This window comes from Candidatus Ornithobacterium hominis, from assembly GCF_900538215.1.
Taxonomy (GTDB): Bacteria; Bacteroidota; Bacteroidia; order Flavobacteriales; family Weeksellaceae; genus Ornithobacterium; species Ornithobacterium hominis.
Genome location: NZ_UNSD01000009.1, coordinates 22,937 through 37,076, shown reverse-complemented (window position 1 = coordinate 37,076; position 14,140 = coordinate 22,937). Strand labels below are relative to the sequence as shown.

General features: G+C 35.7%; 11 protein-coding genes and 1 rRNA gene. 3 read left to right on the top strand and 9 right to left on the bottom strand.

Annotated features, from left to right (window positions below; genetic code table 11):
- From D5J18_RS08735 to ppk1, 3 genes are all read right to left on the bottom strand, one after another.
- Positions 1-208, bottom strand: a 16S ribosomal RNA gene (locus tag D5J18_RS08735); the annotation flags it as partial.
- A 519-nt stretch (positions 209-727) separates the two neighbouring features.
- Entirely contained in the window at positions 728-1,621 is an 894-nt protein-coding gene (locus D5J18_RS08730) for a Ppx/GppA phosphatase family protein (protein WP_119058629.1), read from the bottom strand.
- Positions 1,618-3,759 (bottom strand): polyphosphate kinase 1, encoded by a 2,142-nt coding sequence (ppk1, locus tag D5J18_RS08725; RefSeq protein WP_119058628.1) that lies wholly within the window; start codon positions 3,757-3,759, stop codon positions 1,618-1,620. The genes D5J18_RS08730 and ppk1 overlap by 4 nt, the downstream gene beginning before the upstream one ends.
- Before the next feature lie 583 nt (positions 3,760-4,342).
- Here ppk1 and D5J18_RS08720 point away from each other — a divergent pair.
- Together D5J18_RS08720 and D5J18_RS08715 are read left to right on the top strand one after the other, a co-directional pair.
- Positions 4,343-5,758: a glycogen synthase gene (locus D5J18_RS08720; protein ID WP_119058627.1), complete on the top strand. Its 1,416-nt coding sequence runs from the start codon at positions 4,343-4,345 to the stop codon at positions 5,756-5,758.
- Positions 5,759-5,769: 11 nt separating this feature from the next.
- Positions 5,770-7,041 (top strand): glucose-1-phosphate adenylyltransferase, encoded by a 1,272-nt coding sequence (locus tag D5J18_RS08715; protein ID WP_119058631.1) that lies wholly within the window; start codon positions 5,770-5,772, stop codon positions 7,039-7,041.
- Here the strand turns inward: D5J18_RS08715 and D5J18_RS08710 are convergent.
- The gene (locus D5J18_RS08710) at positions 7,031-7,405 is read right to left on the bottom strand and encodes a thioredoxin family protein (protein WP_119058626.1); all 375 of its coding nucleotides are present in this window, start codon (positions 7,403-7,405) and stop codon (positions 7,031-7,033) included. The two genes, D5J18_RS08715 and D5J18_RS08710, sit on opposite strands and share 11 nt — an antisense overlap.
- Before the next feature lie 150 nt (positions 7,406-7,555).
- Between D5J18_RS08710 and D5J18_RS08705 the strand changes: the two genes are divergently transcribed.
- Positions 7,556-8,185: a trimeric intracellular cation channel family protein gene (locus D5J18_RS08705; protein WP_375730856.1), complete on the top strand. Its 630-nt coding sequence runs from the start codon at positions 7,556-7,558 to the stop codon at positions 8,183-8,185.
- 332 nt (positions 8,186-8,517) lie between these two features.
- On the opposite strand, the gene asnB is transcribed toward D5J18_RS08705, so the two are convergent.
- From asnB to D5J18_RS08680, 5 genes are all read right to left on the bottom strand, one after another.
- Positions 8,518-10,185, bottom strand: coding sequence for an asparagine synthase B (asnB, locus tag D5J18_RS08700; RefSeq protein WP_119058624.1), 1,668 nt, complete (start codon positions 10,183-10,185; stop codon positions 8,518-8,520).
- Between the two features lie 225 nt (positions 10,186-10,410).
- On the bottom strand, positions 10,411-11,559 hold the full coding sequence (locus D5J18_RS08695) for a serine hydrolase domain-containing protein (protein WP_119058623.1): 1,149 nt from the start codon (positions 11,557-11,559) through the stop codon (positions 10,411-10,413).
- 191 nt (positions 11,560-11,750) lie between these two features.
- Positions 11,751-12,980: a bifunctional folylpolyglutamate synthase/dihydrofolate synthase gene (locus D5J18_RS08690; RefSeq protein ID WP_119058622.1), complete on the bottom strand. Its 1,230-nt coding sequence runs from the start codon at positions 12,978-12,980 to the stop codon at positions 11,751-11,753.
- Positions 12,981-13,742 carry a hypothetical protein gene (locus tag D5J18_RS08685; RefSeq protein ID WP_119058621.1) on the bottom strand — a complete coding sequence of 254 codons (762 nt, stop codon included), beginning with the start codon at positions 13,740-13,742 and terminating at the stop codon, positions 12,981-12,983.
- Entirely contained in the window at positions 13,739-14,137 is a 399-nt protein-coding gene (locus D5J18_RS08680) for an ExbD/TolR family protein (protein WP_119058620.1), read from the bottom strand. Before D5J18_RS08680 ends, D5J18_RS08685 begins: the two co-directional genes overlap by 4 nt.
- Positions 14,138-14,140: the final 3 nt, after the last annotated feature.

Here is a 14,140-nt window from a genome sequence, read left to right as displayed (position 1 = left end):
ATCTTTTAAATATTTATGATGCCATAATTATTGTTATGGAGTATTAATCCGAGTTTCCTCGGGCTATCCTCCCGATAAGGGCAAGTTACATACGCGTTACGCACCCGTTCGCCGGTCTCTCTAATCCGAAAATTAAATACCCCTCGGCTTGCATGTGTTAAGCCTCCCGCTAGCGTTCATCCTGAGCCAGGATCAAACTCTCCGTTGTTATTCCTTAAATTATCTAATGTCTTAAATAATAATTATAACTGAAAAGCTATCCCCAAACTCATCAAATTGACACTTGGCTTCTTTTGCTTATTTTGTCTTCTAATTTGTATCTTATTTCTATCTTTATGAACTCCTCTACCCTAAAAGGGCTGCAAATATATAAATTCTTTTTCTTTTAATCCAAAAAAATTTATCCTTTTTTTATCAAACCTTCAAATAACTCTCTCTCTCAAAAGGACCGCAAATATAAATACTATTTTTATTCCCTTCCAAATTTTTTACCCTGTTTTTTGTAATTTTTTTTTAAATAAATTGTAATTGGTTGATTTACAGATGGATATAATTGAATTTTTTTTGATTATCCTACTTAATATATTGAATGATATTATAACTAATCTCTATTAATGATGAATTTGCGCTCGCATGGTGGACGTTTTGACTATATTATGAACGGTTTTTCTCTTCCTATTTTTTCTAAGCCTTAGAAAATTTAGCTTGATGTTATTTTTTTTAAGGCTTATTTTTTTCTCTGATGATGATATTGATATTGAATCATTCCATCGGCTAGACCGATTTTAGGAACATGGATTTTCTTTGCTTTGGCATAACGCATTACATTGGTGTAAATTTCTAATGCGGGAATAATAACGTCTGCTCTATCGGGTTTCATGTTGTATAATGTCAATCGGTCGTTGAAGTCTAAAGCACTCAATATCTTTTTTTGTTTGTTTAAGTATGCATATGATAAGGGTTCTCCTTTTTTCTTTCCTGATTGTTTGAATATATGGTTGATGTTTCCTCCTGAGCCTATTAACTCTATATTATTTATGTTATTACATTGTTTCTTGACCCAAGGGCGAATTTCATTTTTTAAGAAATCTGCTCCTACTTTTCCGTTTAGCCAACGAACGGTTCCTACTGGAAATGATTTTGTGATAACAACTTTACCGTATGCTAAAAGGGTAAGTTCTGTGCTTCCGCCGCCGACGTCAATGTAAAGATAGTTGTTTTCATCATGAACGTATTCTTTTAATTCTGTTGCAAAAATAATTTGTCCTTCTTTTTTCCCGTCTATGATTTGTAATTCTATGTCTGATTCTTTTTTTATTTTTTTTACAATTTCCTGATTTTCTGTAAGTTCCCGCATGGCAGAAGTTGCAAAAGCGCTGTAATCTTCTACTTGATATACATCCATCAACAATTTAAATGCCTTCATCGCTTTTAGTAGTCTTTTTTCGTTTGCTTTGCTAATGTTTCCGTTTAAAAAAGCGTCTTGCCCAAGTCTTATGGGGACTCGAACTAGGGATGTTTTATTAAATGTTGTTTTGTTTCCGTCATCATATATGGTGTTGATTAAAAGTCTAACGGCATTTGAACCAATATCTATGGCGGCTAATTTGGATGTTTTCATTGGTATAAGTTTTTGTAATAGTTGTAAATGCTTACTTGAGATCGATTTGGCGGGAGTTCATTTTCTTGATAAATTTCATCTAAGGTGTTGTTATGAATTCGTCCTTTTATATTATCGGTAAAAGATAATTCAAATGTATTCATAACTTCTTTTTTCAGTTGTGGATCTAAAATCGGGCATCCGACTTCTACACGATGGTCTATATTTCTTGGCATCCAATCGGCTGAGGAGATGTAAACCTCATCTTCTCCTCCATTCTTAAACCAATAAAGTCTCGGGTGTTCTAAAAATTTATCGACAACACTTATTGCCTTTATATTTTCACTCAAGCCTTTAATTCCTGGAATTAAACAACAGATTCCTCTTACTACCAAGCGGACTTCTACCCCTACTTTATTTGCTTTGTAGAGCTTATCTATCATTTTTTTATCAGATAAGCTATTTACTTTTATATTAATCTGAGCTGGAAATCCCTTTTTCTTATTTTCTATTTCTCTGTTGATTTTTTCTTCAATTTTATATCGCATCTCATGTGGCGAAAGAATCAAATGCTTGTATTTTTTTACTTTATAATTTGATTCAAAGAAATCGAAAACTTCACTTACTTCTTCACTGATTTCTTTGTGAGAGGTCAAAAGTGTATAATCGGTGTAAATACGGGCTGTCTTCTCATGAAAGTTCCCAGTACTGATGAAGGCGATTCTTTTCTTTTCCTCATTTTCTCGATAAGTTACTAGGCCAATTTTTGAGTGAACCTTTAAATCTGCAACGCCAAAAATAACTTGTACGCCTTCGTCTTGCAAGATTTTTGACCAATTAACATTATTTGCTTCATCAAAACGTGCTCTTAGTTCCAAAACGGCTGTTACTTTTTTTCCATTTTTGGCTGCATTGACTAGTGCACTCATAATTTGCGATTCACTCGCTACACGATAGGCTGTAATTTTAATGGATTCTACCTTGGGGTCTATCGCTGCTTGCCTCAAAAATTTAAGTAAAATCGAAAAATCAGCATATGGAGCATAAATCAAGTGGTCTCTTTTCTCTATTTCTCTGATGTAACTTTTCACATTTCTCAGTGCGGGCGGAACCAAAGGCTTTATTTTTTCGTACTCTAAATGCTTTTTACCTAAATTAGGGAAACCAATAAAGTCTCTCTTATTGTGATATTTACCGCCTGGCGATAAACTATCGTAGCGGTCGATGTGAAGGATTTTCTTCAAGTAATCGAGGGTATCTTCTGCTATATCTTTATCATAAACCAACCTTACTGGCTCACCTCTTCTTCGCCCCTCCACGCTTCTTGAAATCCTATCCATAAAGCTTCTTTGTACATCTTGGTCTAAATCTAATTCGGCGTCTTTTGAAGCCTTAAAAGAGTGTGCTTCAATCGTTTCAAATTCAAAAATTTCAAAAATTTCTTTCAATTTATAGCGAATCACATCCTCTAGCATAATGATATAATCTTTCCCGTCTTTTTTAGGCAAAACAACAAATCGGGAAAATAAATGGGTCGGAATTTCAATAATAGCATACGTATTTTCTTTAGAAGATGTTGGTGAAGTCTTAACCTCTGCTGAAAACCATTTTTTCACTTTGTTTATAAATTTTTCAGACTTTGGTTTCTCATCTCTTCTATTCCCCAATTTTACCACCAAATAGTTAGCTTCATCTCTCAACTCTGGAATTTTTTCAATATTAGGCTCCCATAAATAAATGGCAATCGTATGACTTAGCTTATTTTGATAAAAATTATCCAAAAATTCAGCAAAATTTTCCTCAACTTCTGTATCGTCCAAAAAATAGATGTTTTCCTGCTCCATTTCTTTCAAAATCTGCTCATATGTATCGTCATATGATTTCTGCTGCATTTCTACTACATCTTGAATGTCATTCAAAAGACTCTTTAGCGATTGCTCTTCTATGATATTAGAATAAGCAGCATGATCCAGCTGCAAGGCTCTCAAAACCGTGGCATAACGCACCTTGTAAAACTCATCTAAATTATTGGAATAAATCCCAAGAAACCTCAGCCGCTCCAATAATGGAACGGATTTATCTCGAGCTTCTTGTAAAACACGTGCGTTAAATTTCAGCCACGTTATTTCTCTATTGATGTATTTTGGTTTTGCACTCATTTATAATTGTATCTTCTGTAATTATTTCTTCCTTCTTAGCATTCTCTTTTGCTTCCCTCCTTTCATCATTTTAGATGGATGATTGCTGGAGCACAAGGTTTGATGATGATATTTTTAAGTTTTCACCTATTTATACCCCCCGTAGTGCCTTATAAAAAAATACTCAAAATATTAAAGTCTAACATATAAAATTGATTACCAATGAAATACAACAATAATCAACTTTGAGGCAAGTTACAAAATAGTTTTGAATGAATTTATAAAAAATATCAAGTTCAGAATACTTTTATCTCAAATCAATAGATTCTGAACATCAGCTATTTATAGAATTGAAAGAAAGGCCACAGTTTTATCAGTTCAAACAACTTCAGAAAATAAGTAGAACGAAGTTATTCGCTGTAACTAATCGAAACCTTATCTGCCCCGACTTTGTGACCAGTTTATGATTATAGGATATTAGCTAAAACTTTTGAGGGATTTAAAACTTTCATTTTCAAGCAAAATAAAGCATAAAATTTTAATCCTACAAATATGAAATTCTGACAGAAAAATTATATATTTAGAGAGTAAAACTTAAATTAAAATGAAAATCGTTCACGTTTCTGCCGAATGCTTTCCCGTTGCCAAAGTTGGTGGTTTAGGAGATGTTGTGGGAGCTTTGCCCAAATACCTCAATCAAGTAAAAGACACCGAAGCTATGGTGGTGATGCCTTATATTTACAATCAATTTACCAAAAGTCATGATTTAACGATTGATCACAAAGCCGTTTTGCCCTTTGGTGAATCTTTACTGGATGTGACTATTCTCAAAAATGATGATTTAGATTTTCCTTTGTATTTAGTTCAGATAGAAGGTTTCTCTCATCGCCATCAGCCGTATGGTTATGATGATGATTACCATTTTTATATCGCATTTCAGACCGCAGTTTTAAACTGGATTCATCAATGGAAGGCGTTGCCTGGCGTGATTCATTGCCATGATTACCATACAGGGTTTATTCCTTTTATGATGAAGTATTGCCACCAGTTTCCTAAATTTAGAGAAATAGCTAGTGTTTTCACAATTCATAATGGGGAGTACCAAGGCATTATGGGTAAAAATATGGCAGATTACCTACCTTGGTTTGATGTTTGGCAATTCCCGCTATTGGTATGGGATAATGATTTAAATGCTATGGCATCTGCCATCAAATGTGCCTGGCGTGTGACGACGGTTTCCCCGCAGTATATGAAAGAGCTAATGTCTCAAGGTCGCTCCACAGATGATTTATTTCGGCAAGAAGCATCAAAATGTTTAGGAATTCTGAACGGAATAGATGATCAAGTTTGGAACCCAGCTACAGATGAAAATTTAGTCAAAAATTATACGGTAAAAGACATTAAATCAGGCAAAGCTGCAAATAAAGAACATCTGTGCCGAAAGTATGGGTTTAATCCCGATTACCCTTTGATCAGTTTCATCGGAAGATTTACAGACCAAAAAGGAGTAGATGTATTAGCTGATGCGATATGGCAAGCAATTTCCATTTTTGATTTACCTATAAACTTTTTAGTTGTAGGTAGTGGTGACCTAGAAATGGAATCTGGGCTAGAGGAGATGAATAATTACTTAGATGAACGTTACAACACCTACATTGGTTACAACGAAGCCTTCGCTCGGCTGGTGTATGCTGGTTCAGATTTTATGGTAATGCCTTCTCGTTTTGAACCTTGCGGGCTCAATCAGTTTTATACCCTGCGCTATGGCGGCGTACCAATGGTAAGGACTGTGGGTGGTTTGCTGGATTCCATTATTGACTTTGGAGATGAAGGCGGTACAGGCATCAGATTCATTCATTTGTCTTCGGAAGATTTATTACATGCCTTCCAGCGTGCGATGTATTTGCATGAGGATGAAAAAAATTTTTTAAGCCTTAAAAAAAATAATATGAAAAAGGATTTTTCATGGCAAAAATCCGCAGAAAAATACATAAATTTATACCAAGATCTTATCAACTAAATAAAAATCTCATGGACCATAAAAGAATATTAGCTTTAATCTTAGGCGGCGGTAGAGGTACAAGATTACATCCACTTACTTGTGAGCGCTCAAAGCCAGCCGTTCCCTTAGCCGGAAAATACCGTTTAGTCGATATTCCGATTTCTAACTGCTTAAACTCTGGTATAAACAAAATATTTGTACTCACGCAGTTTAACTCTGCTTCGCTCAACCGTCATGTGAAAAATGCTTTTTCTTTTGATTTATTTAGCAAAGGTTTTGTAGATATTTTGGCCGCTGAGCAAACAACTGAAAACGCTAACTGGTTTCAAGGTACGGCCGATGCTGTAAGGCAATCATTAAGCCACTACAAATCGATTGACTTTGACTATATGTTGATTTTGAGTGGAGATCAACTTTACCAAATGGATTATCGAGATTTGTTGAAAAATCACTTGGATAATGATGCGGAGTTGACCATTGCTACTATTCCTGTAAAAGCAGAAGAGGCTACCAGCTTTGGCATTATGAAAACAAATCAAGAGAATCGTATTACCTCATTTATAGAAAAACCTTCTGCTGAAGAGTTAAAAGATTGGTCGTCTGAGACAAGTGATGAAATGAAAGCTCAAGGGCGAAATTATCTCGCATCTATGGGTATTTATTTGTTTAACAAAGAAATTCTGTACAAACTTCTCAGTGAAAATGACGGGACAGATTTTGGTAAAAATATCATTCCGCAATCCATCGAAAACCAAAAAGTCAACAGCTATCAATTTGAAGGATATTGGACAGATATTGGGACGATCAAGTCATTTCACGAGGCGAATTTAGATTTAGCCAATAATTTACCTCAATTCAATTTATACGAAAATGAGTCCCAAATTTATACCCACGCCAGGATGTTACCCCCAGCAAAAGTCGTGGGCACAACGCTAGAGCGCGTAGTTTTGTCTGAAGGCGCAATAGTGTACGCCAGCCGTTTAGAAAACACCGTCGTAGGAATCCGTACAAGAATCGGTATTGAGTCTACCATTGTCAATTCTTACCTGATGGGTAGCGACTACTATGAAACTTTGAAGGAAATTGAAGAAAATCGCTTCAAAGGAATCCCTCCTGTGGGGGTGGGCGAACGCTGCTACCTCAATAATGTGATTGTAGACAAAAATGTGAGAATCGGGAATGATGTGAATTTATACGGATTCCAAGATAAAGGCGAAATTGAAACCGATGAATACAAAATTGTAGATGGCATCATGGTCATCAAAAAAAATGCGATTTTAAGAGATGGATTTACACTATAATTTCATCATCTAAATCTTTCAAAAACTGATTCCAAATATCAGAAAGTTCACCATAAGGCAATAAGCCTGTTTGCCTTAGATGGACTTTCTTTTTGTGAATAAATAATAAATTAGGCACCGAACGAACTTCAAACATGGAAGCAATTTGTGGATTAGCATCCAAATTTACTTTGCAAATCTTCCCTCGAGAATCACCGCGCTCTTTGGCTAACCTAGAAACCAAAGATTTCATCACCTGGCAAGGCTGGCACCAGTCTGCATAGAAGTTTAACAATATAGGCTCTTCTGACTCAAAAATTTCTTGATTGAAATTGAGCAACGAAATTTCTAAAGGCTTAATTTTTTTTTTCTTACTAAAAAACATAAAATATTTTAAAACTTAAAGGCGTAAAATTTTGGCAAAAAACGAAAGATGATTCATCTTTGCTTTGTGGAATTATTACTGCTACAAGCAAATATAGGGAAAGTACCCTTTTCTACCATCATAGAAATTTTGGGCACCATATCTTTCGCCATGTCGGGGAGTTTTGCTGCCATGCAAAATAAGCTAGATCCCTTTGGCGTCCTCATCATTGCCTTCGCTACAGCTGTAGGTGGGGGCACAATCAGAGATTTGCTGATAGATGCACCTATTTTTTGGATGTATGATATGAGGATGTTTTCAGTCATCGTTGTGAGTTCTATTTTGGCCATGATATTTAAATCGATAGAAAATAATTTTAAGGTAACATTTTTTATATTCGACTCGCTCGGGCTAGGCTTATTTACCATCGTCGGGGTAGAGAAAGGCATTGCAGAAGGATTACACCCCGCCATTTGCGTTACTCTGGGCACAATGACGGGCTGCTTTGGTGGTATCATGCGAGATATTTTAGTCAATCGAGTCCCATTAGTTCTACGAGAAGAAATTTATGCCACAGCCTGCATTCTTGGAGGTACATTCTTTGCTGGGTTATCTCCGATCTTGGGCACAGAAAACGTTTTTTTACAAATATTTACAGTGGCTATGGTCTTTTTTACACGTCACTTTTCTGTGAAATATCACCTAAATATACCCAAATTCTACCTGAGCTCCGAAGAGAAAATGAAAAAAAGTGTTTCTAAAGTTTTGAAGCGACGACAAAAAAGAATGAATAAACAATAAATTTTATAAGCCTTAAAAAATTCAATAGTTTGATAAATTCGTGTTCTAATTAATAACCTAAAAAAATCAATCTCGTTTTATAACATACCACGGGTTTGATATTGTTTATGAATAGTTTATGGCAAAAGGTTAATTATCATTAACTAAAAAGTCATTTCAAAATATTTTGAAATGACTTTTTTTTTGAATATTCATTCTTGATTTTCTAACTCTACTTTTATTTAATTTTGCAAATAAGCGATTCATTTTTTGTAACTTGTTGATTATAAACATTAAATTACATCTTTTGAATTGCTTTTTTACTGTTTTTAAATTTAAATGTGTTTTATCATTTACTTTTCATAGGCATCAGCATGAACTTTAGAAACGGCACGCCCACTTGGGTCATTCATATTTTCAAAAGCTTTATCCCATTTGAGTGCTGTCGGCGTACTGCAGGCCACTGATGGAACTGATGGAACCGTAAGCGCAGCGCTCTCTGATGGGAAATGTTCTTCAAAAATACTTCTGTAGAAATATTCTTCTTTTGAGGTTGGCGTCTGCGTGGGGAAACGATGTTTTGCTTGAGCCAAATCGGTATCGCTCACTTTCTCATTGACCATTTCTTTCAAAGAATCAATCCAAGAATAGCCTACACCGTCAGAGAATTGTTCTTTTTGTCGCCAAACTATTTCTTTGGGTAAATCCGCTTCAAAAGCTTTTCTTAAAACCCATTTCTCCATACGTTCACCATCTATCATCTTATCTTTTGGGTTGATATTCATAGCAATATCTATAAATTCTTTATCCAAGAAAGGTACTCGCCCCTCTATCCCCCAAGCCATTAATGATTTATTGGCACGTAGGCAATCGTATTTGTAGAGGTTATCTAATTTCCGAACGGTTTCTTCATGAAATTCTTTGGCATTTGGTGCTTTGTGAAAGTATAAATAGCCACCAAAAATCTCATCTGAACCTTCGCCAGAAAGTACCATTTTAATTCCCATTGATTTGATGACACGTGCCATCAGGTACATTGGTGTGCTGGCTCTGACTGTGGTGATATCGTAAGTTTCTAAATAATAAATCACATCTCGTATTGCATCCAAACCTTCTTGAATTGTAAATTCTATCGAATGATGCACGGTGCCAATGTAGTCAGCTACCTTCTGTGCCGCAGCTAAATCAGGAGAACCCTTTAGCCCTATAGAAAATGAATGTAAACGTGGCCACCAAGCTTGTTCAGCATCATCGCTTTCTATTCTTTTCCCCGCATATTTTTGGGCAATAGCAGAAATGATGGAAGAATCTAACCCGCCTGATAGAAGGACACCATAGGGCACATCAGACATTAGCTGACGATGCACGGCATCTTCCAAGCCTTTTTTTATTTTAGCAATATCTGTTTCGTTATCTTTCACTTGCTCATAATCTCGCCAAGCTTTTTTATACCATTGCTTGATTTCGCCCTCTCTACTGTCTAGATAATGCCCTGGAAGAAAAACTTCAATGTGATGACAATAACCCTCCAGCGCTTTCAGTTCAGAAGCGACAAAAAAAGTGCCTTTCTTATCCCAGCCTATATACAACGGAATAATACCCATATGATCTCTCGCAATGAGATATGAATTATTTTCTTTATCATAAAGCGCAAAACCAAAAATTCCGTTTAGTTCTTCTAGAAATGCAGCTCCCTTCTGTTGATAAAGAGGTAGAATTACTTCACAATCAGATTCTGTTTTAAAAGAATAATCAGGAAATTGTTTTCTCAAAGCTCTGTGATTGTATATTTCCCCATTTACTGCAAGTACTAAATTTCCATTTGGGCTAACCAAAGGCTGTTTGCCTGATGCTGGGTCTACAATAGCCAAGCGCTCGTGTGCAATAATGGTATTCTCATCGTTATAAATTCCACTCCAGTCTGGCCCCCGATGGCGTACACATTTAGACATTTCTAGTAATTGTTCTCTTAAACTTTGGCTCGAACTTTTCAAATCAAAAGCAGCAACTATTCCACACATAAGTATATATAATTTTTTAAATTAAACAAGCTAAAAAAACTCTTGCCTTAAATGGACAAGAGGTAAAAAAAGTTCTTCAAACGCAAAGAATCTTGCCCCTTCTAAATAGAAGAAAAATTAAGATTGCTACGATTTGAGTTTGAAAAAACTATCATTGCTCTATTCTATAATTAATGTCAAATTTAGGAAAAAAACATAAAAAAACCTCTAATTTCAAAAAAAATATTAGCCCATAGGGGTTAAATTTAGATGTTTTTGTGCTAGATTATACATTTCTTCTGCATTGTCAGAAATTCCACTAATGTAGCGGTTGGATAAAATGATAATGGTAAAATCATCTTTGATATATCTAGAAAAAATACCCTGATAGCCATGCCACCAGCCAGTATGGTAAACATATTTTTCACCATTGGGGTAGCATTTAATACGCCAACCCAAACCATAATTTTTCTTGACAGACCAACTACTGCGAGGGGTGAAGGCTTCTTCTAAACTTTCTTCTTTCAGAAACTCATGATTATGCAAAGCACGATCCCATTTGAATAAATCATTGACTGTAGTGAAAATACCTTTATCAGCATAAACTCCGTCTTGATGCGTGTTGGGGAAATCACTGAAATTAGATTTGTAACTACGCGCATATAAACCCTGAAATTCTTCTGCAGGATCATATACAAAAGAGTTTTCCATCCCGATAGGATTGAAAATATAACGCGTTAGAAAATTCTTGTAAGATGTCCCAGAAATTCGCTCAATCAATAAACCTAAGACAGCATAATTGGTATTACAATAATCAAACTTGGCTCCAGGGGTAAAGAGTAGACGAAATTTTTTCTTAGAAAGTAAACTCAAAAGTTCTGAATTATACATCGGGTCATTGGAATTCCAGTAACTAAAAGAATATTTTATATAATCTTGTAAACCAGAGCGATGCGACAATAAATTTTCTATCGTGATGTTCGCATACGGGAATTCCCATAAATACTTCTGCACAGGATCTTGAATATCTAGAAAACCACGCTCAGCGAGCCAAAGAATAGAAGTCCCCGTAAAAGTCTTGGTGATAGAAGCAATTTGTGTCGGGGTGTCAAGCGTATTTTTTAGCCCAATACTGCGGTTGGAAACTCCATAAGAATCAGCAAAAATTAATTTCCCTTTGTGTGCCACCAGCACAGATCCATTGAAAGATGGTTTCTGTGCCCCGATGTTTATTTCAGATAATTCTTGACGCAATTTTGCATAAACACCTTGCACCGTGTCATGATAAGCAAGTGCTTTTTTAGAATAATTTTTAACTGGAATTTCTGCCCAAACAATTGAACTGAATATAAAATAAATAAAAGTGATTTTTAAAGAAAAGCTACTTAGCATCATTATAAATATTCTTTGAGTCTATTTTAATTTTGGAATCTGACTGATGTGTTTTTTGACTTTTGTTTTATGATTTATTCCAATAAATTTCCAAATTAAAGAATCCACCTAAAATTTTTTTTAATACAAAATTTAAGCAAACGCTTAAATCAAACCCTAAAATAAAAAATATTTTGAGGAAATAAAAAATAAGATTAATCTCTTGGGTAGTTTTCTAAAAATTCCCCGACAATAAAGTTACTCCCTCCAATGTAAATAAAATCCTCTGCATTTGCTATTTTTTCCGCTGCAGAAAAAGCCTTTTCTAAATTATTGAAATAATAAGCCTCGATGCCTGAGGGAACTATTTTTTTTAACTCCATTAAATTTAAAGCCCTTGGAATGTTAGGTTCACAGAAAAAATACGTGGCATTCTGAGGCAAATATGTTAAAATTTCTTTCACATTTTTATCAGCAACAAAACCTAAAACAAAAATTTTTTTTAAGCCTTTAAAAATTTCCAATTGCTTTTGAATTTGCTTAAAGCCATCTGCATTATGTGCCGTGTCTAAAACCATGTAAGGCTTCTTCTGTACTACTTGCCACCGCCCTTGTAGACCCGTGTTTTTCATAACATTTTCTAAGCCTTTAGAAATATTTTCTGGAGTAGTAGAAAAACCTTTTTGATTCAAAATCTCTAAAGTAGCTAAAACAGTTTTTGCATTTTCTTTTTGGTAAATTCCCTTTAAATCTAAATCAATTTTGGAAGGCAAATCAAGCGGGAAGTGCATTTCAGCTTTTTTTTCTCTTGCGATGGATTGGAAAATTTCAATAAGCTGTTCTCTTTTCTCGCCAATGACAATGGGCGTATAAGGTTTGATTATCCCAGCTTTTTCTTGTGCAATTTGTTCTAAACTTTCGCCTAAAATATTTACGTGGTCTAGCCCAACATTCGTAATCACAGAAACTTCTGGATTGATGATATTGGTGGCATCCAATCGCCCACCGAGTCCTGTTTCGATGATGGCAATGTCTACTTTTTCTTGAGCGAAATAATCAAAACCCATCGCGACCACCACTTCAAAAAAAGAAGCTTGCAAATTTTTTATAAGGCTTAAATTTTTTTTGACAAAAGTAGCGACAAAGCTTTCGCTCATTTCAACTCCATTGATTTTATTACGCTCGGTAAAGGAAACCAAGTGTGGCGAAGTGTGCAAGCCGACTTTGTAGCCTGCCGTTTGCAAAACTGATGAAAGCATATGCGCTGTGCTACCTTTGCCATTGGTGCCAGCAATGTGAACGCTTTTCCACTGATTTTGAGGATTTTTTAAGGCTTCACAGAGTTCTATAATATTTTTTAAACTGGGTTTGTAAGCTACTACGCCAGCATGTTGATACACTGGCAAATCGTTATAAAGAAAATCGATAGCTTTTGCGTAAGTCATTTACTTCAAGTTTACACGGTAAGAGCCACGGCGATTATCTTTCCCTGGGTATGCTGTAACGTATTGCAGAACCAAACTTTTAGCCGTTTGAGCAAGGCAATCGCTTGAGGAAAGTCGTGGAGTTGCTTTTTTTATTAAACCTTGGCTATTGACTACGATGTCCACAATCACAGTGCCACTAGCTTGGCAATCATGATCTTGATTGGCTGGCACACGAGTTTTCCAGTTTTCACCGATGCGGTCTCCTTGGTCAGAATTTCCTTTCGGGTCACCCACATTTCCATTTTGCGAAGCGTTTCCTTCTCCGCTACTTTTTTGGCTTCCTTTTCCAGCTAAGATATTTTCTAAGGCTGACTTCCCTCGAGCATCGCCTTGTGGTGCTTTTTCAGCTTGTGTTTCAGACTTTTGAGTTGATTGAGTTGAAGACTTTTGAGTAGTTGTTTCAGTTTTCGGTGGAATCTTTGGGGCAGATGTATTTGCCTGAGATTCAAGATTAAATTCTTGTGTCTCGGTCTTTGCTTTAGAGGAGCTGGTAAGGGGCTCAATATTTGCAGCTTCTGATGGCAAGGGCTCTACAGCCGTATTCCCATGAGATTGATTCCCGAAATTTGATTCGCTCAAATCAAGTTCAATCAGCATAGGAGCTACCTCTTTTTTTACTTCAAAAGAAAAAGAAAGAAAAAGCAATGAAATTACCAAGACGGCAGCAGTTGCTGTCACCCCGATGCTCATGCTTTTTATTTGGAAATTTTCCTTTTTCATTCTTGGTTTGGTTTTGTGGCTAGTGCCATTTTATATTGATTTTTATTTGCAATATCCATAACGTAAACGACTTCTTTAGTTGCTGTATTTTCTTCTGCTTGTACGATGAAAGATTTTTCAGTCTTATCGGCTAAAGCTTGCGCTAGAATTTTAGCTAAGTTTTCTTTTAGAATAGGTTCTTTGCCCAAGAAATAATGGCTATCATTATCAATGCTTATCACAACAGGATTGCTTCCTACGGCATTGCCATCGGCTTGGGGTAGAGTCAAATCTAAGACATTGGTGGAAACCATGGTGGAGGTTAGCATAAAAAAAATCAATAACAGAAATACAATATCTGTCATCGAAGACATGCTGAAGTCTGGGCTAATTTTATTTCTACTGCTTAAATCCATTAT